Below are 16,828 nucleotides of genomic sequence, written 5' to 3'. Positions count from 1 at the left end.
ACGACCTCTCAGATCTTCCGGTAGCGGCGGAGCGTGGACAGGTACGAGAGGACCACCACGGCGAGGAGCTCGATCGCGAAGACCACGGCCGCGAGGGTGCTCGGGGCGTGGATCCCCCGGCCGTCGGTCGCCAGGCCGAAGAGCTCGTTGACGACGCTCTCCACGAGCATCTCCGGGGAGATCACGGCGACCCAGTTGGCGGACTCCGTGCCCTCGAAGCCGCCGTTGATGCCGTAGGCGATGGTGGCCAGGATGTTGCTGACGACCAGCACGCCCATGATGGCCGCCACGCCGAAGCCGCGCCGCGGGGTGGCGGCGGCGATCAGCAGCGCGATCGCGGAGTAGACCACCGCGTAGAGCACGGCGGCGCCCAGGCCGTAGAGGAAGTGCTCGGTGTTGTCGCCGAAGGACAGCTTGCCGAGCACGGCCCCGATGTAGAGCACCAGCAGCGGCACCACCATCAGGATCAGCATGGCGGCGGTCATCGCGGCGAACTTGGCGCGGACGTAGTCGCCGCGGGTGATCGGCCGGGAGAAGTACAGCGGCACGGTGTTGTGCCGCAGGTCCCGGGACATCAGCACGGGCGCCTGGGCGGCCAGGAAGATGGTGACCAGCAGGCCGAAGTTGCTGAGGAAGGCGGTGTAGTCCGTCATCAGCTTCTGCTGCTTCGTCATGATCGTCGCGGTGACGATCACTAGGGCGATCGCGGAGAGCGCGCCGAGGATCAGCATCGGCAGCACCTTGGACTTGCCGGAGCGGCCCAGTCCGTAGGCACCGCGCAGGCTCTGCACGAACAGCGAGCGGGTGGCGTACGAGCGGCCGAGCCGGGGGCCCCGGTAGCCGCGGTAGCCGATGTTGTGGATGACGCCGCTGTCGGGCGCGGTCCTGGGCTCAGGAGGCAACGACATCGGGAGCACCTCCTGCCTGCTGGTCGGCGCTCGCCACGGGCGCGTCCGACGGCGCCTCGGACGAGTCGGTGGTGAAGATCTCGGCGACCCGGTGGCGGCGCTGCTCCAGCCGGACCAGGCCGAGGCCGAGGCCGGCGACGGTGTCCCGGATGGTGTCGTAGGTGTCCTCGCCCGCCATCTCGACCAGCAGCACCCGGGAGCCGTCCGGGCGGACGGTGAGCCCGGCGGCGGCGAGCCGGTCGCGGACCGCGAGGTCGGCGTCCAGGGACAGGTCGTCGGGGTGGTCGGTGACCTCCACCGCGAGCAGCTGGGTGGCCTCGGTGAAGGAGGCGGTCGAGGAGGAGCGCAGCAGCCGGCCGCCGTCGATCACCACCAGGTGGTCACAGGTGCGTTCGAGCTCGCCGAGCAGGTGGGTGGTGACCAGGACCGAGATGCCGAAGTCGCTGTGGACCCGGCGGATCAGGGCCAGCATGTCGTCGCGGCCGACCGGGTCGAGCCCGTTGGTCGGCTCGTCGAGCAGCACCAGCTGCGGGTCGTGGACGAGCGCCTGGGCCAGTTTCACGCGCTGCTTCATGCCCGTGGAGTAGCCGCCCATCGGGCGGTACCGCTCCTCGTAGAGGCCGACATGGCGCAGCGTGTCGGCCGTCCGTTCCCGGGCGGCGGCGGCCGGCAGGCCGGCCATCCGCGCCATGTGGACGACGAACTCCGTCGCCGAGACGTCGGGCGGCAGGCAGTCGTGCTCCGGCATGTAGCCGACGCGCTCGCGGATCGCCGGGCCCTCGGTGGCGATGTCCAGGCCGAGGACCTGGCCGGTGCCGGAGGTGGCCGGGGCGAGCCCGAGCAGGATCTTGATGAGTGTGGACTTGCCCGCCCCGTTCGAACCGACCAGGCCAACCACTCCGGGCTGCACCTCCACGGTGAGCTGATCGAGAGCGGTGACCCGGGGGAACCTCTTGGTGAGGCCGTCCGTCTTGATGACAGTGGACACGTTCACCAAGGTAGTGGGCGGCTCGTGTGCCGGGCATGAGCTGGGATGCTGAGCCCGGGATCGTCCTCCGGGATGACGCGGCAGGGCCGGCCCCTAGGGGCTCTGCACCGCAGAACCCTGACGGGCCGGCCCTGCCGTTGACCGCCGCTCAGGCCAGCAGGTCCGCCTGGAGCACGGCCACCTGCCGGAAGGCCTGCTCCGGTACGCCCTGCGGGTTGGTCATCACGATCCGGGCCACCACGTCTCCGGCCGCGATGTCGGCGGCCTGCGCGACGGGCCGGCCGTCGGTCTTCTGACCGGTGGCCCGGGCCTGGGCCGCGACGCTCGGCATGGCGGAGAAGACCAGGTCGGAGCGGTGGAGCGCGGCGGTGTCCTTCGGCTCCGACTTGGTGGCGGTGCGCTCGTAGAAGCGGTTGGCCTCGGTGTTGGAGCCGAACTGCAGCAGCCAGATCTCGGTGCGGGTGCCGTCCGGACCGGTCCAGACCCGCTTGGTGGCGGCCCGGCAGGCGCTCTCCAGCAGGGCTGCGGTGGTCTTCTCCGGGTTCTTGTCGCCGGCCGCGAAGCCGTTGCAGTCGGCCCAGATCCCGGCGGGGAGCGCGCCGGCGGTCGGGCTCGCGCCGCTGCCGGTGCTCGGGCTTCCGGTCGGGCTGGTGCCCGGGCTCGGGCTGATGGCCGGGCTCGGGCCGGCGCTCGGGGTCGCGCCCGCGGAGGCGCTCGTGGAGGCGTCCGGGGCCGGCTGTTCGAGCGTCGCTCCGGCCGGCGCGGGCAGCAGCAGCTGCCGCAGGTCCGCGAAGTGCCGGTGCAGGTCGGCCTTGCCCGGTGCCTCCTTGCCCGCGGGCAGCGGCGGCAGCGACAGCGGCGGGAAGGCGTAGCGGCCGTCGTTGGGGGTCCGCAGACCGGGGAGGCTGGTGCGCTCGGGTGCGGTGACGGCGACGGCGGTGGCCGTGCCGGTCAGCACCAGGATCAGCGCGGCGCCGCCCCACCGCAGCAGCGCCGCCCGGCGGGGCCGGCGGGCCTGCTCGGCGAGGGCCGCCTCCATCGGCAGCGCCCAGACCTCGTCGACCGTCGCACCGGTGGCCGGCGCGGCCCACGGCTGGGCCGGCGGCGGTACGGGCGCCGGTGCGGACGGCGGTGCGGCCTGCGGTGCGGCCTGCGGTGCGACAGCCGGCTGAGCCGGCTGCTGAGCGGGCGGCTGGACCGGCGGCGCCGTCGGCGGGCGGCCGGGCTCCTCGGGCAGGGGCTCGGTGGTGTCGGTCATACGGACGCTCCTGGACGGGCCAGCCGGTCGAGCTGCTGGGTGAAGAGGGTGACGACCTTGTCCTTGGGCAGCGGCGCGACGCCTTCGACCCGGACCACCACGCGGAGGTCGCCCTCGGCCGCGGAGCAGGACAGGTAGTCCACCAGGGAGCCCGGTGGCAGGTGCGGCAGGTAGCAGTGCGCCTCGGCGTGCCCGGGGATCTCCGGGCCGATCCGGAACAGGCCGGAGTCGGAACCCAGCGCCTCGGCCCAGGCGTTGTCCGCCTTCACGGCCTCCTGGTGGTACTGCAGCAGCCAGACCGTCACCACCATGCCGGCGTCGCCGCTGACCATGGTGCGGACGCCGCCGCCCTTGAGCGGGGTCTCCTGCCAGACCTTGCGGACGAGATCCTGGAGCTTCGGCGGCAGGGCCCGGACGTCGTCCTCGACCCACGCCTTGCGCTGCTCCTCCGTCAGCTCGGTGTCGTTGCCGTACGCGCCGGAGTCCGGGCCGAGCGAGTAGCCCGTCGGCACCGGCAGCAGCAGGTCGCGCATCGAGCCGAAGTGGCTGCCGTTGGACTTGGCACCGAACGCGGGGGACGGCGAGGCGGTCGCGCTCGGGGCGGGGGCGGGCAGGGCCTGGGCGGCGGGCCGGTCGTCGTACCCGACCTTGATGATGCCGAGGCCGAGGCCGACCCCGACCAGGGCGGCGGCCACCACGGCGGCGCCGGCCCGTACGGCGAAGCCGGCCCGCGGGGCGGATCCCGAAACCGGGGCCGGGCCCGAGGCCGGGGCCGCCGTGACGGGCTCAGGAGTCGGGACGGGCGACGGCTCGACCGGAGCCGGAGCCGGGGCCGGGGCCGGGGCCGGGGCCGGGTTCACTGCGGACTCACTCATACCAGCCGCTCCCACTGCAGCTTGGCGAGGGCCTTGAGCTCGTCGCCGTTGACCTGGCTCGGGGAGTAGACCGTGATCAGCATCGCGACGTTGCCGCGCCGTGCCACCGCCTCCCCGTAGTAGTACTTCTCCGTGCTCTCGCTGTACGTGTACTGCTTGTCGGAGGCCTTGTACGAGCCGTTGATCGTCCCGCCGTCCAGCGGCTGGCCGCCCGTCAGCTCGTTGACCAGCGCGACCGCCGACTGGCTGGACTTGGCGTCGTACTGGATGAGCTCGACCAGGTAGCGGGTCTCGCCCTTCTTCCAGGCCAGGTAGGCGTCCCGCTGGAAGCCCTCCCGGACCAGCGAGCGGAACTCGCGGTCCGCGCCGCCGTACGACAGCGCCTTCTCACCGATCGTCATCCAGCCGGAGTCGTCGCCGTAGCCGTAGTTGTCCCAGGCCTCGGTGCCCTCCGGCCTGCTGATCAGCAGCTTGCGCAGGTCGCCGTCGACGGCTGGCGGCCTGGGCAGGGCCGCCGCGGCGGCCTGCTCGTCCAGAGTGGCGGCCGGGTAGTGCGGCGTGCCGACCTGCAGGGACGGCAGCGGCGTCGGGGGCCGGCTCGCCTGGATGGCGTAGCCGCCCACCGCACCGAGCAGCGGGCCGAGCAGCGCGGCGGCGATCAGCAGCCGGGCGGTGCCGATCCTGCGTGTGCCGGGCCGGGCCTCGGCGTCGGCCACGGCACCGGGCTCGGCACCGGGCTCGGCCGGCGTCCCGGGTACGGCTTCGGCCTCGGCCGGCGTCCCGGGCTCGGGCGGGGCGGGAGGTGCCGGGGGTACGGCGGGAGCCTCGGGAACCGGTGGTTCCGGGGTCTCGGTGGTCACGGGGTGCTCCTGAGCAGGTGGGGTCGCGTCGGGGACGGAGGCCGGCAGCTCGGCCGGCTGCGGCTCAGCCACCGGAGCCCAGACGCTCACGCTGACGCCGCATCGCGTCCGCCAGCAGGGCCTTGTCCGGGGTGCCCTTCACATAGACGGAGACCTGGTACTCGACATCGCCCACGGAGGAGACCCCGACCAGCTTCCCGGTCCAGGCCTCCTGCTCGGGCTTCATCAGCACGCCCTTGGCTCCGCTGTCGCCGTCGATGTCGAAGGAGTCGCCGGAGTCGAAGCTCATCCCCTTGGCGAACTCGCGCGCCATGTCGCTGTTCCTGAAGCGCAGCATCCGCACGGACACCTCCTGCTTGCCGTCGGCGGTGCGGTAGCGGCGCTCGGCGGCGTCGTCCTGGTAGCCGTAGGACTTCAGGATGCGCGGGATCTCGTCCGAGTTGCCGAACTCGGCGGACAGGTCGTCCGTGCTCAGCTTCGTTCCGTCCGAGGAGCCGTAGGACTCGGCGCCGTCCGGCATCGGGACCAGGAAGAAGCGCAGGTCACCGCCGTGCCGGTCGCCGCTGACGGTGCCGTGCAGGGTGCTGCTCGGCTTGGGCGCGGGCGGCGGCGGGGTGCTCGGGACGACGGTCGGCGAGGGGCTAGGCGACGGGGTGGCCGACGCGGTCGCGCTCGGCGTCGCCGCGGGGGCGGCCGCCACGGCCCGGGGCCGGTCCTCGGGTCTGCCGACGGCGACGGTGACCGCGGTGCTGGTGGCGGTGACGGCCAGCAGACCGGCGACCGCGAGGGCCACCCGGGCGGGCCGGGCCGGGCCGCGCTTCGGCTGCGACTCCGGCAGCGCCCCCGGCTGTGACTCCCGCTCCGGCTCCGGCTGCGGGTCGAGCTGCGGCTGCGGCTGCGACTCCGGAAGGGACGGGAGGGCCGGAGCCGCTGACAGGCTCTCAGGGACAGCCGAGTCGGCGTCAGGGCTGTCTTCGGGCACGGTCAAGGGACTCCCCCCAGGTGGAACGGACTGTGCCGCGCGCGGGCCCGAGCCTCGCGAGCCTCCCCCTGCTGCCCGGATGAAGCCGACCGACACGCGTGTCAGCTGGAATTATGAGAGCGGACCCTCCGGACCAACAACCGCAATCCCTACGAAAGTCGGCTCATTGAGCCATCAATCGGACACGTCGTGATCGAACCGCAATCGGGTGGCCACACCGTGGCCACCCGACTGCGTCCGGGACCGCCCCCGGGAGGCTCAACCCAGCTGTGCGAGGCCCTCGGTGGCGATCCGCTCGAAGACCGCGAGGTCGTTCTCGAAGATCGAGTCCGGGACCGGCCAGTGGATCACCAGCTCGGTGATGCCCAGCTCCCGGTACCTGCCGGCCCAGTCGACGAACGCGTCCAACGAGGCCAGCGGCCGCTCCGCCGTCGACCCCTGCAGCAGTACCTTCTCCAGCTCCGCCACGTCCCGGCCACGCTCCTCGCAGGCGGCGGTGAGCTTGGCCAGCTGGGCGGCGATCACGGCCGGCGCCTGCTCGACCGGCACATCCGCCGGCCCGCGCGGGTCGCCGTACGTCACCCAGCCCTGGCCGTACTCCGCCGCCAGCCGCAGCGCGCGCGGGCCGGCGGCGGCGACGTAGAACGGCACCCGGGGCCGCTGGACGCAGCCGGGGATGTTGCGCGCCTCGACGGCCGAGTAGTAGCGGCCCTCGCTGGTGGTCGCGTCGCTGGTGAGCAGTTCGTCCAGCAGCGGCAGGAACTCGGCGAACCGGTCCGCCCGCTCCTTCGGCGACCACGCCTCCTGCCCGGTCGCCGTGGCGTCGAACCCGACCCCGCCGGCCCCGATCCCGACGGTGAGCCGCCCGTCGGAGACGTCGTCGACCGTCAGCAACTCCTTGGCCAGGGTGACCGGGTGCCGAAAGTTCGGCGAGGTGACGAGCGTCCCCAGCCGGATCCGCTCGGTGGCCGTCGCGGCGGCGGTCAGGGTGGGAATCGCGCCGTACCAGGGCGCGTCCCGGAACGACCGCCACGATAGGTGGTCATAGGTGTACGCGGCATGGAACCCGAGGTCCTCGGCCCGCCGCCAGATCTTCTGTCCCTCGCCCCACCGGTGGATGGGGAGGATCACGGTACTCAGTCGCATGCCCTCGACCCTATGTCCCGAAGAGCCCGCCACTCAGGCGCATACCGCAGCACGCTCTCCTCATGGCAGCAACCACTCGCATCACCGTCACCCTCCCGACGGAACAGGTGGACGAGCTGAGAAAGCTCACCGACAACGTCTCCGGGTATGTCGCGGAGGCGGTCGCCCGCCAGATTCGGCACCAGCTGCTCGCGGACGACCTTCGCCGCTACCAGGATGAGCAGGGCGCGTTCACCGACGAGGAGATGTCCGAGGCGCACGCCAGGATCTTCGGCTCCGCCGGGTCGGCGGGTCCGGCGAGCGCCGCGTGACCGAACGCTTCGAGACGGTCGTGTTGGACCTGGCGTGTCCCGAAACCCGATGGCGCGCCAGAGCGGACGGGGAGTGGCCCGGCGGCGGGGGAGTCCCGCCGCGGACGGCCGCCCGCCCGGCCCGGTCACAGGACCTGGGTGAGCCGGATGTTGTTGCCGGACGGGTCACGGAAGCCGGAGTCGATGCCGTAGGGGCGCTGCTCGGGCTTCTCCGTGAACTCGACTCCGCGGGAGGTCATCTCCTCGTAGGACGCCTGGCAGTCGTCGGTCCTGAGGAAGACCGTGCCGGCGAAGCCCTTGGCCGTCAGGTCGCGGACCTGTTCGGCGGTGGCGGGGTCCATCACGGGCGGGCCGGGGATGGCCATCAGCACGATGGCGATGTCCTGCTGTCCGGGCGGCCCGACGGTCAGCCAGCGGAAGTCGCCCAGCTCGGGGAAGCTGACGTCGTCCCGCACCTCCAGGCCGACCTTCTCGGTGTAGAAGGCGAGTGCCTCCTCCTGGTCGTGCACCCATACCTGCGCGTTGGCGATCGAGATCACGGGGTCCTCCTCGGTCGGGCGGATCGATCGCTGACCACGCTAGTTCGGGCCGCTGCCACCGTCTTCTCGAAATGTGCGGTGTTGCGGGCGCCCGTAGGCGCGCAGGACACAGCCCGGGATCAGGGCGTGTGCGGAGGCCGGCGGGTACAGCTCGCGGTGGGCCGTCGGCGACATGCCGTACATGCGGGTGAAGCTGGTGGTGAAGGAGCCCACGCCCTGCAGGCCGACCAGGAAGCAGATGTCGGCGACCGAGCGGTCCGTGCTGCGCAGCAGTGTGGCGGCCCGTTCCAGGCGGCGGGTCAGCAGGTAGGCGTGCGGTGACTCGCCGAAGGCCCGGCGGAACGCGCGGCTGAAGTGGGCGCGGGACAGGCCGGCCGCGCGGGCCAGGTCGTCGACGGTCAGTGGCTCGGCGTACCGGGCGTCGGCGAGGTCCTTGGCGCGGACCAGGTGACGGGCGAGGGGGACGGACGCCATGTCTACGGAGCATAGTGCGGTGCCCCGGGCCCCGGGCCCGGTCGGCGCCCACCCCGGGTTTCGGCGGCCGCGCCCATACCTGGTGGGGGTATCTTGGCGGCACGGGTCGACTGGGCGGAGGGCGTGGGAGTGGCGGTGCGCGGTGGGGCGGTGCCCCGGTTCGGGGTGCTGTGTGCGCTGCTGCTCGGGCTGTTCCTGATGCACGGCAGCCCGGCCGCCGCCGTCGGCTGCCATCGGGCCGCGGCGGTCGACGCGCACCGGCCCGACGTATCCCGACCCGACGTACACCGCCTCGACCCGCACCGGCACCCGGCCGGCACGCCGGCGAACGCGCTGACGGTCCAGCGGGCGGACGGGCTGTGCGTGGCCGCCCGCGGCCGGGCCGAGGGGGCCTCGCTGCCGCAGCCGGGCCCGGCGCCGCTGGGTACCGTCGCGACGCCACCGGCGGGGGGCGCGGCACCGCCGGCAGTGGCCGCGTCCGGCTGCCGGGCCCCGCCGGACCGGGGCCGTGAGGTGCTGCTCCAGGTGTGCGTCTCACGGACCTGACGGGCCCGCCCGGGCTTCCCCGCGGGAGTCCGGACGACCAGCCCTGCCCGTACCGAACCCTGGAGAACACCCCGTGAAGCACACCTCCTCCCGCGCCCTGGCCGCCGTGGCCGCCGCGGGCCTGCTCGCCGTCGCGCTGACGGCCTGCGCCTCCTCGCCGAGCCCCAAGCACCACGGGCACGACATGTCCGGGATGGACCACCACGCCATGTCCACCGGGACCGGCCTGAGCGCCGAGCAGAACGGCTACCGGCTGGACGGCGAGCTCGCCGCGCCGACCGCACCCGCCGACTACCGGTTCCGGATCACCGGACCGGACGGCAAGGTGGTCACCGCCTTCGTGCCGGAGCAGACCAAGCAGCTGCACTTCTACGCGATCCGGTCCGACCTGACCGGGTTTCAGCACCTGCACCCGGCGCTCGCCCCGGACGGCACCTGGACGGCGCCGCTGACCCCGCTGGAGCCGGGTGACTGGCGGCTCTACACCTCGTTCACCCCTGACAGCGGGCCGGGCAAGGGAGCCGCCCTGGTGCTCAGCCGGGCCGTCACGGTGCCCGGCGGGACGACCGCCGCCGCACTGCCGGCCGCCGCCACCAGCACCACCGTCGACGGGTACACCGTCGCGGTGCAGCACACCCCGAAGACCGGCGCGCTGAAGCTCACGGTGACCAGGGACGGCCGGCCGGTGACCGATCTCGAGCCGTACCTGGAGAGTTTCGGCCACCTGACCGCGTTCCACGCCGGCGATCAGGCCTTCGCCCACCTGCACCCGGAGGGCGGTGTCGCGACCGGCCACGGCGGCCCCGACCTGAGGTTCCACGCCGAGCTGCCCGCGGCCGGTGACTGGCGGCTGTTCGTCCAGTTCCAGACCGGCGGCACGCTGCACACCGCCGCACTCACCATCAGCACGGGCTGATCCGGGCCGCAGGGCCGTACGCCGGGGCCGGGGAGGGTACGCCTCCCCCGGGCCCCGGCGCAGGTGCGCGAAGATGGGACGGTGACCACCTTCCCACGCCCCCGCCTGATCGCCACCGACCTGGACGGCACGCTGCTCTGCGCCAGTGGCTCCGTCTCCGAGCGGACCGCCGCCGCCCTGGCGCAGGCCGAGCGGGCGGGCATCCAGGTGGTCTTCGTGACCGGCCGCCCGCCGCGCTGGATGACGCAGCTGAGCGCACACATCGGGGGCCACGGGGTGGCGATCTGCTCGAACGGTGGGGCCGTGGTGGACGTCCGGCGCGGCGAGCTGGTGGAGAGCTTCCCGCTGGCCGTGGCGGACGCGACGGCGGTGGTGGCGGCGCTGCGCGCCGAGCTGCCGGGGACGGCGTTCGCCTTCGAGTTCCCGGGCGGCTTCGCCCGGGAACCGGAGTACGAACTGCGGATGTGGGGGTCGGACGAGGACCACCCGGTCGCCACCGCCGAGCAGTTGCTGGGCGACGGACGGGTCGGCGGTCTGTTCAAGCTGCTCGCCAAGCACCCCGAGCTGGACCCGGACGTGTTCCTGGCCCGGGCGAGGGTGGTGGCCGGAGGGCTGGCCGAGATCACCCGGTCCAGCCCGGTCGCGCTGCTGGAGATCAGCGCGCGCGGGGTCACCAAGGCGAGCACGCTGGCCCGCTGGTGCGGTGAGCAGGGCATCGACCGGTCCGAGGTGGTGGCCTTCGGCGACATGCCGAACGACCTGGAGATGCTCGCCTGGGCGGGCCGGTCCTACGCCGTGGCCAACGCGCACCCCGAGGTGCTGGCGGCGGTGGCGCAGCACACGGTGGGCAACGACGAGGACGGGGTGGCGGCCGTGATCGAGACCCTGCTGTGAGCGGTTCCTGACCCGGCGTCGGTGGCGCGGCGGAGGCGGGTCGGCGGCCGACGGTAGTCTGTCCGACCGTCAGTTCGATCGACGACGCCTTCCTTGGGGGATGAACCGCCTTGTCCGTCCGCAGCGTTCTGAGCACCGCGACCACCGCCGCCACCGCCGCTCTGGTGGCCCTCACCCTGACCGCCTGCGACCCCGCCGGCGACACGTCGACCGGCGCCGGGGACGCCAGGGCCGCGGGCACGACCGCGGCGGGCACCCCGGCCGCCACCGGCTCGCCGCAGGCCCCGGCGAAGTCCTCCGCGAAGCCCTCCGGGGCCGCGTCGCAGGGCGGGGACCCGGCCGAGCCGGGCATGGACTGCGGTGCGGCGCCGAAGCTCGCCGCCGGGCACCGGATGCTCAACGTCTCCAAGGCCTCGACCGCCACGGCGTTCCACGCCAAGGAGACCACGTTCGAGTGCGACCCCAATGACGGGCACTGGGCGGACGCGGGCGCCGAGAAGACGTACTCCTTCGCCGCCGGCGCGGTGGTCGAGCTGACCGATCTCTCGTTCCAGACCAAGAAGGTCACCCTCGCCCAGCTGGCCGAGCACACCGCCAAGTGCCTGGACCACACCGAGGACCCGGAGAAGCGCCCCTGCTTCTCCAACCTCACCTACGAGGTCGTGCTGGACGCCTCCGGGAAGATCACCAAGGCCACCGAGAAGTTCCACTCCTGACGGACCGCCGCGCCAGGGCGCCCGTACCCGGCTCCGGGTACCCGGCTCTCAGTACCGGGCCGTCCAGCGGACCCGGGTGCCCTTGCCGTGCGGGCCCGGCTCGTGCCAGGCGTCTCCGCCGAGCGCCTCGGCCCGGCGGGCGAGATTGCGCAGACCGCTGCGCCGGCCGCCGTCCGGGATGCCGACGCCGTCGTCGGTGACGGTGAGCAGCACGCCGGGCTTGCCCGCCCGGTCCAGGGCCTCCGGGTCGCCGGGGACGGGGCGGCCCTGGTCGTCCAGGTGAACGGTGGCGGCGACCTCGACGGCGACCCGGGAGGCCCGGGCGTGGCGGGCCGTGTTGGAGAGCATCTCCCGGAGCGCGGCGAGGAGTTGGAGGGAGGTCTTCTCGCCGACCAGGCTCTCCACCGGGCCGGTGAAGGTGATGGTGGGCTTGAAGCCCAGGGCCGCGGCGGCCTGACTGCCCTCGCGCAGCACCCTGGTCCGCAGGGTGTCCGGCTGGTCGTCGGTGTCACCGTGCTGGAGGGCGTAGATGGTGGTGCGGACCTCCTGGATGGTGGCGTCCAGCTCGTCCACCGCTCTGCCGATGCCCGAGCGCACCTCCGGAACCACCGCGCGGCGGGCGGCGCTCTCCAGCATCATGCCGGTCGCGAACAGCCGCTGGATGACCAGGTCGTGCAGGTCGCGGGCGATCCGGTCACGGTCCTGGAAGACGGCGAGACGCTGCTTGTCGCGCTGTCCCTCGGCCAGCCGCAGCGCGAGTGCGGCCTGGGAGGCGAAGGTCTGGGCGAGTTGCTTCTCGTCGTCGGTGAACGGCGCTGAGCCGCGCTCGCGCCACACGCACAGGCCGCCGAGCACCCGGCCGGACGAGACCATCGGGACGGCCATCGAGGGCCCGAACCGGCGGGCGAGCCGGAGCACCACCGCGGGGTCCGAGGACATGTCGTCGAGGTGGACGCTCTCCCCCGCCATCAGGTGGGTGGCGAAACTCCCCGGCGGCATGAGCTCGCCGTTGAGGTACTCGGCGACCTCGCCGGAGGCGTGCGCGACCCGCATCTGCCCGTCGACGGTGGGCAGCAGGATCATGCCGACCGCGGCGTCCGCCAGCTCCCGGACCTGCTCGGCCGCGACGGTGAGGGCGAGTTTCGCCTCGTCGGTGGAGAGCAGCGCGGTGGTGACCGCCGAGGCGCCGGCGATCCAGCGCTCCCGGCGGCGCACGTTCTCGTACAGGCGGGAGTTCTCGATCGCGACCCCGGCCGCGGCGGCCAGTGCGTGCACCACCTGCTCGTCCTCGGGGGTGAAGCCGCCGCCGCCCTTCTTCTCGGTGAGGTAGAGGTTGCCGAAGATCTCGGCCCGGACCCGGATCGGCTCGCCCAGGAAGGACGTCATCGGCGGGTGGCGCGGCGGGAAGCCGGAGGAGCGCGGATCCTCGCCGAGGTCGGCCAGGCGCAGCGGCTCGGGGTTGTCGATCAGGGCGCCGAGGATGCCCCGGCCGGCGGGCAGCTCGCCGATGACCTCGGCGGTGGTGTCGTCGATGCCGACGTGGATGAAGTCCGAGAGCCCGGTGCCGTGCGGGGAGATCACGCCGAGCGCGGCGTACTCGGCGTCGACCAGCTCGGCCGCGCCGGTGGCGATCCGGTGCAGCGTGGCGTGCAGGTCGAGCCCGGCGCCGACCGAGACCACGGCCTCCAGCAGCCGCTGCATCCGGTCGGTGACGGCGGCGGCGGACTGGAGCCGCTCGGAGACCTCGGTGACCAGGGTGTCCAGGTCGAGTGAGGAGATCTCGGGCACCCGGTGCGGCGCGGGCTCCGGCTGCGCGGGCGGCTCGGGCTCGGGCGGCTCGGGCTCGGGCGGCTGCGCGGTCGGGGCCTGCGGCGGGGTCTCCATGTTTCGAGCGTAATTTGTACGGTTTGCGTCGAACGTCAGACCGCCGCCATCAGCGTGTCGGCCCGCTGCTCCCGCTCGCGCATGGCGTTCAGGCGGCTGCCCGGGCGGGCTTCCAGCTCGGACCACCGGCCGCGCTCGACGACGCGGCCCCGGTCGAGCACCAGCACCTCGTCGACGCTGTCGTCGTCCAGGCCGGCCAGCCGGTGGGTGATCAGCAGGGTGGTCCGGCCGGCGGTGGCCGCCAGCAGGTCGGCGGTGAGGGCGTCGGCGGTGGGCAGGTCGAGGTGCTCGGCGGGCTCGTCCAGGATCAGCACCGGGAAGTCGGCGAGCAGCGCCCGGGCCAGCGCGAGCCGCTGGCGCTGGCCGCCGGAGATCCGGGCGCCGTGCTCGCCGACCATGGTGTCCAGGCCCTCAGGGAGGGTGTCCACCCAGTCCAGCAACCGGGCCGAGGCCAGGGCGGCCCGCAGCTCGGGCTCGGTGGCGGCGGGGCGGGCGAGCCGGAGGTTCTCCCGCAGTGAGCTGTCGAAGACGTGGGCGTCCTGGGCGCACAGGCCGACGACGCGGCGGACCTCGTCGGCGGCGGCCGAGCGGCTGTCCACAGCCTGTGGACGGCCGGCGCCGAGGGTGACACTGCCGTCCCGCTGGTCGAGGAAGCGCAGCAGCACCTGGGCGAGCGTGGTCTTGCCGGACCCGGACGGGCCGACCACGGCGATCCGGCGGCCCGCCGCGAGGTCCAGGTCGAGGTCGCGCAGCGCGTCCTCGGCCTGCCCGGGCCAGCGGGCGGTGAGGCCGCGGACGGCGATCGGCAGGGGCCGGCCGGGGACCGGCTGCGGCTCGGCGGGGTCGGCCACCGGTTCGGCCGCGGTCAGCAGCTCGTCCAGCCGGGCCCGGGCGGCGCGGCTGCGCTCGCGGAACCGCACCGCGGTGGGCATGCCCGCGACGGCCTCGAAGGCGGCCAGCGGGGTGAGCACCACCAGCGCCAGGCACACTCCGGGCAGCGCCCCGGTGCTCACGGCGTGCACCCCGACGGCCGCGCTCGCGGCCACCGTCAGCCCGGTGACCAGGGCGGTCAGGCCGGCCGAGAGTCCGGCGCCGGCCGCGGACCGGGCGGCCAGCGCGGTCAGCCGCCGGTCGGCGGCCCGGGCGGTGGCGAGCCGGGCGGGCAGCGCGCCGGCCACCGTCAGCTCGGCGGTGCCGGTCAGGGTGTCGACCACCGCGACCGCCAACGCGCCCCGGGCGGGCGACTGCTGACGTTCCGCCCGGCCGGAGAGCAGCGTGGCCAGGGCCGGGGCGGCGGCGCCGGCCAGCAGCAGGCCGAGGGCGAGCAGCGCGCCGGCGGCCGGCACGAACGCGGCCAGGGCGGCGGAGGCGGCCAGCGAGACCAGGACGGCGACGGCCGCGGGCAGCCGCCAGCGCAGGTAGTGGTCCTGCACCGCGTCGACGTCGGAGACCAGCCGGGCCAGCAGGTCGCCCCGGCGGAAGGCGGGCAGGCCGGCGGGGGCGAGCCGCTCCAGCCGGCCGTACACCGCGGCCCGGACCCCGCCGAGGGCCTTGAGCACCGCGTCGTGCGCCACCAGCCGCTCGGCGTAGCGGAAGACGCTGCGGCCGATGCCGAAGGCCCGGACGGCGGTCACGGCCATCATCAGGTACAGCACCGGAGGCATCTCGGAGGCCCGGGAGATCAGCCAGCCGGAGGTGGCCATCAGCGCGATCGCGCAGCCGAGCGCGAGGGAGCCGAGCAGCACGGCGGGGGCGAGCCGGGGGCGGGTCGGCGGCTCGACCGGGGCCCGCTCGTCCACCACCCCGTCCACCGCCCCGTCCACCGCTTCGGGTACCGGTTCGTCCGCTGCGGCCTGGTCCGGGGCCGGGGTGCCGGCGGGTGCCCGGCCGGCCGGCGGCGCCGCCGGGCCGGGCAGGTGCACCCGGTGGTCGGCGACCGCGAGCAGGGCGGGGCGGTGGGCGACCAGCAGCACGGTACGGCCGGCGCCCAGCGCGCGGACGGCGTCGACCACCGCGGCCTCGCTGCCGCCGTCCAGGTGGGCGGTCGGCTCGTCGAGCAGCACCAGCGGCCGGTCGGCGAGCAGGGCCCGGGCGATGGCGATCCGCTGCCGCTGCCCGGCCGAGAGCCCGGCGCCGCCCTCCCCGAGGAGGGTGTCCAACTCGGCGAACTCCTGCGCGTGGGCGGCGGCGAGCGCCTCCCCTACCTGCCGGTCGGTGGCGTCCGGCCGGGCGAGCCGGACGTTCTCGGCGACGGTGCCGGCGAACAGCTGCGGATGCTGCGGCACCCAGGCGATCTGCCGGCGCCACTCGGCCGGGTCGAGTTCGGCGAGGTCGTGGCCGCCGATCCGGACGGTTCCGGCGGTGGGCCGGGTGAAACCCAGCAGGACGGAGACCAGGGTGGACTTTCCGGCGCCGCTCGGGCCGGTGAGCGCGGTGGTGATGCCGGGTTCGAGGGTGAACGAGACCCCGTCGAGGGCGGGGGCACCGCGGCCCGGGAAGTCCACGGTGACGCCGCTGAGCGTGATCGCCGCGCCGGCGAGCGGCGGGACCGGGCGGCGGCCCGCGGCCGGCAGCGGGGTCTGCAGCACCTCGAAGATCCGGCCTGCGGCGGTGAGCCCCTCGACGCTGGAGTGGTAGAGCGCGCCGACCTGACGGATCGGCAGGTGGACCTCGGGGGCCAGGACCAGCACCAGCAGGCCGGTCTCCAGGTCGAGGGTGCCGTCGACCAGCCGGAAGCCGACCGAGACGGCGACCAGCGCGACCGAGAGGGTGGCGAGCAGTTCCAGCGCGAACGAGGAGATGAAGGCGATCCGCAGGGTCCGCAGGGTGGCCCGCCGGTACTCGTCGGTGATCCGGGCGATGGTGCGGGCCTGGGCCTTGGCCCGGCCGAAGACCTTGAGGGTGGGCAGCCCGGCGACCACGTCCAGGAAGTGGTGCGAGAGCCGGGCCAGGCCGTCCCACTGCCGGTCCATCCGGGTCTGGGTGGCCAGGCCGATCAGCACCATGAAGAGCGGGATCAGCGGCAGGGTGGCGGCGATGACCGCGGCTGAGCGCCAGTCTGCGCCCAGGATCCGGGCCAGCACCACGGCCGGGACGACCACGGCCAGGGCGAGCTGCGGGAGGTAGCGGGCGAAGTAGTCGTCCAGGGCGTCGATGCCGCGGGTGGCGAGCGCGGTGAGCTCGCCGGTGCGCCGGCCCGCCAGGTAGTCCGGGCCGAGCGCGGTGGCGTGGTCGAGCAGCCGGCGCCGCAGGGTGGACTTCACCCGGGCCACCGAGCGGTGTGCGGTCAGCTCGGTCAGCCAGGCGACGGCGGCCCGGCCGGCGGCGACGGCGGCGAGCCCGAGCAGCGGGGCGGTGAGGTCCCGGTCGTGGGACTGGAAGGCCCGCACCACGATCTCGGCGATCAGGCTGGCCTGGGCGACCACCAGGACCGCGCCCACCCCGCCGAGCAGGACGGATCCGGCGAGGAAGGCCCGGGTGGTGCGGGCGTACCGGAGCAGCCGCGGGTCGACCGGGCGCATGCGCTGCTGG

Annotated in this window: 16 protein-coding genes; 5 read left to right on the top strand and 11 right to left on the bottom strand. The window is 74.3% G+C overall.

Annotated elements, in window-relative coordinates:
* Positions 1 to 8 precede the first annotated feature (8 nt).
* The 7 genes from OG871_RS20440 to OG871_RS20410 all read right to left on the bottom strand — a co-directional run bounded on the left by OG871_RS20440 (position 9) and on the right by OG871_RS20410 (position 7,017).
* Positions 9 to 908, bottom strand: a complete 900-nt coding sequence (locus OG871_RS20440; protein WP_371498405.1) for an ABC transporter permease — start codon at positions 906 to 908, stop codon at positions 9 to 11.
* Positions 892 to 1,896 (bottom strand): ABC transporter ATP-binding protein, encoded by a 1,005-nt coding sequence (locus OG871_RS20435; protein WP_371498404.1) that lies wholly within the window; start codon positions 1,894 to 1,896, stop codon positions 892 to 894. The genes OG871_RS20440 and OG871_RS20435 overlap by 17 nt, the downstream gene beginning before the upstream one ends.
* Positions 1,897 to 2,044: 148 nt before the next feature.
* Complete coding sequence (locus tag OG871_RS20430) at positions 2,045 to 3,154, bottom strand: hypothetical protein (RefSeq protein ID WP_371498403.1); 1,110 nt, start codon at positions 3,152 to 3,154, stop codon at positions 2,045 to 2,047.
* Positions 3,151 to 4,029: a hypothetical protein gene (locus tag OG871_RS20425; RefSeq protein WP_371498402.1), complete on the bottom strand. Its 879-nt coding sequence runs from the start codon at positions 4,027 to 4,029 to the stop codon at positions 3,151 to 3,153. Before OG871_RS20425 ends, OG871_RS20430 begins: the two co-directional genes overlap by 4 nt.
* On the bottom strand, positions 4,026 to 4,889 hold the full coding sequence (locus OG871_RS20420) for a hypothetical protein (protein WP_371498401.1): 864 nt from the start codon (positions 4,887 to 4,889) through the stop codon (positions 4,026 to 4,028). Before OG871_RS20420 ends, OG871_RS20425 begins: the two co-directional genes overlap by 4 nt.
* A gap of 64 nt (positions 4,890 to 4,953) precedes the next feature.
* Positions 4,954 to 5,877, bottom strand: a complete 924-nt coding sequence (locus OG871_RS20415) for a hypothetical protein (protein ID WP_371498400.1) — start codon at positions 5,875 to 5,877, stop codon at positions 4,954 to 4,956.
* A 252-nt stretch (positions 5,878 to 6,129) separates the two neighbouring features.
* The gene (locus tag OG871_RS20410) at positions 6,130 to 7,017 is read right to left on the bottom strand and encodes an LLM class flavin-dependent oxidoreductase (RefSeq protein WP_371498399.1); all 888 of its coding nucleotides are present in this window, start codon (positions 7,015 to 7,017) and stop codon (positions 6,130 to 6,132) included.
* Between the two features lie 62 nt (positions 7,018 to 7,079).
* Between OG871_RS20410 and OG871_RS20405 the strand changes: the two genes are divergently transcribed.
* Entirely contained in the window at positions 7,080 to 7,328 is a 249-nt protein-coding gene (locus OG871_RS20405) for a hypothetical protein (RefSeq protein WP_371498398.1), read from the top strand.
* Positions 7,329 to 7,453: 125 nt separating this feature from the next.
* On the opposite strand, the gene OG871_RS20400 is transcribed toward OG871_RS20405, so the two are convergent.
* Both OG871_RS20400 and OG871_RS20395 read right to left on the bottom strand, forming a co-directional pair.
* Positions 7,454 to 7,867: a VOC family protein gene (locus tag OG871_RS20400; RefSeq protein ID WP_371498397.1), complete on the bottom strand. Its 414-nt coding sequence runs from the start codon at positions 7,865 to 7,867 to the stop codon at positions 7,454 to 7,456.
* A 39-nt stretch (positions 7,868 to 7,906) separates the two neighbouring features.
* On the bottom strand, positions 7,907 to 8,341 hold the full coding sequence (locus tag OG871_RS20395; RefSeq protein ID WP_371498396.1) for a helix-turn-helix domain-containing protein: 435 nt from the start codon (positions 8,339 to 8,341) through the stop codon (positions 7,907 to 7,909).
* 93 nt (positions 8,342 to 8,434) lie between these two features.
* On the opposite strand from OG871_RS20395, the gene OG871_RS20390 reads away from it, so the two are divergent.
* From OG871_RS20390 to OG871_RS20375, 4 genes are all read left to right on the top strand, one after another.
* The gene (locus OG871_RS20390) at positions 8,435 to 8,887 is read left to right on the top strand and encodes a DUF6153 family protein (RefSeq protein ID WP_371498395.1); all 453 of its coding nucleotides are present in this window, start codon (positions 8,435 to 8,437) and stop codon (positions 8,885 to 8,887) included.
* Positions 8,888 to 8,960: 73 nt separating this feature from the next.
* Positions 8,961 to 9,803 (top strand): hypothetical protein, encoded by an 843-nt coding sequence (locus OG871_RS20385; RefSeq protein WP_371498394.1) that lies wholly within the window; start codon positions 8,961 to 8,963, stop codon positions 9,801 to 9,803.
* 81 nt (positions 9,804 to 9,884) lie between these two features.
* On the top strand, positions 9,885 to 10,697 hold the full coding sequence (locus OG871_RS20380; protein WP_371498393.1) for an HAD family hydrolase: 813 nt from the start codon (positions 9,885 to 9,887) through the stop codon (positions 10,695 to 10,697).
* A gap of 110 nt (positions 10,698 to 10,807) precedes the next feature.
* On the top strand, positions 10,808 to 11,413 hold the full coding sequence (locus OG871_RS20375; protein ID WP_371498392.1) for a hypothetical protein: 606 nt from the start codon (positions 10,808 to 10,810) through the stop codon (positions 11,411 to 11,413).
* Positions 11,414 to 11,461: 48 nt separating this feature from the next.
* Here the strand turns inward: OG871_RS20375 and OG871_RS20370 are convergent, their stop codons facing one another.
* On the bottom strand, positions 11,462 to 13,297 hold the full coding sequence (locus OG871_RS20370; protein ID WP_371498391.1) for a GAF domain-containing sensor histidine kinase: 1,836 nt from the start codon (positions 13,295 to 13,297) through the stop codon (positions 11,462 to 11,464).
* Positions 13,298 to 13,332: 35 nt separating this feature from the next.
* On the bottom strand, positions 13,333 to 16,818 hold the full coding sequence (gene cydD / locus OG871_RS20365) for a thiol reductant ABC exporter subunit CydD (RefSeq protein WP_371503366.1): 3,486 nt from the start codon (positions 16,816 to 16,818) through the stop codon (positions 13,333 to 13,335).
* Positions 16,819 to 16,828 lie beyond the last annotated feature (10 nt).

Source organism: Kitasatospora sp. NBC_00374 (assembly GCF_041434935.1).
Taxonomy (GTDB): domain Bacteria; phylum Actinomycetota; class Actinomycetes; order Streptomycetales; family Streptomycetaceae; genus Kitasatospora.
This window is presented reverse-complemented; position numbering and strand designations above follow the sequence as displayed.

Bases quoted from the DNA above. Each gene is read 5' to 3' on its own strand.
- OG871_RS20440 (WP_371498405.1), bottom strand. From the start codon at position 908: ATGTCGTTGCCTCCTGAGCCCAGGACCGCGCCCGACAGCGGCGTCATC.
- OG871_RS20430 (WP_371498403.1), bottom strand. From the start codon at position 3,154: ATGACCGACACCACCGAGCCCCTGCCCGAGGAGCCCGGCCGCCCGCCG.
- OG871_RS20425 (WP_371498402.1), bottom strand. From the start codon at position 4,029: ATGAGTGAGTCCGCAGTGAACCCGGCCCCGGCCCCGGCCCCGGCCCCG.
- OG871_RS20410 (WP_371498399.1), bottom strand. From the start codon at position 7,017: ATGCGACTGAGTACCGTGATCCTCCCCATCCACCGGTGGGGCGAGGGA.
- OG871_RS20405 (WP_371498398.1), top strand. From the start codon at position 7,080: ATGGCAGCAACCACTCGCATCACCGTCACCCTCCCGACGGAACAGGTG.
- OG871_RS20395 (WP_371498396.1), bottom strand. From the start codon at position 8,341: ATGGCGTCCGTCCCCCTCGCCCGTCACCTGGTCCGCGCCAAGGACCTC.
- OG871_RS20370 (WP_371498391.1), bottom strand. From the start codon at position 13,297: ATGGAGACCCCGCCGCAGGCCCCGACCGCGCAGCCGCCCGAGCCCGAG.
- cydD (WP_371503366.1), bottom strand. From the start codon at position 16,818: ATGCGCCCGGTCGACCCGCGGCTGCTCCGGTACGCCCGCACCACCCGG.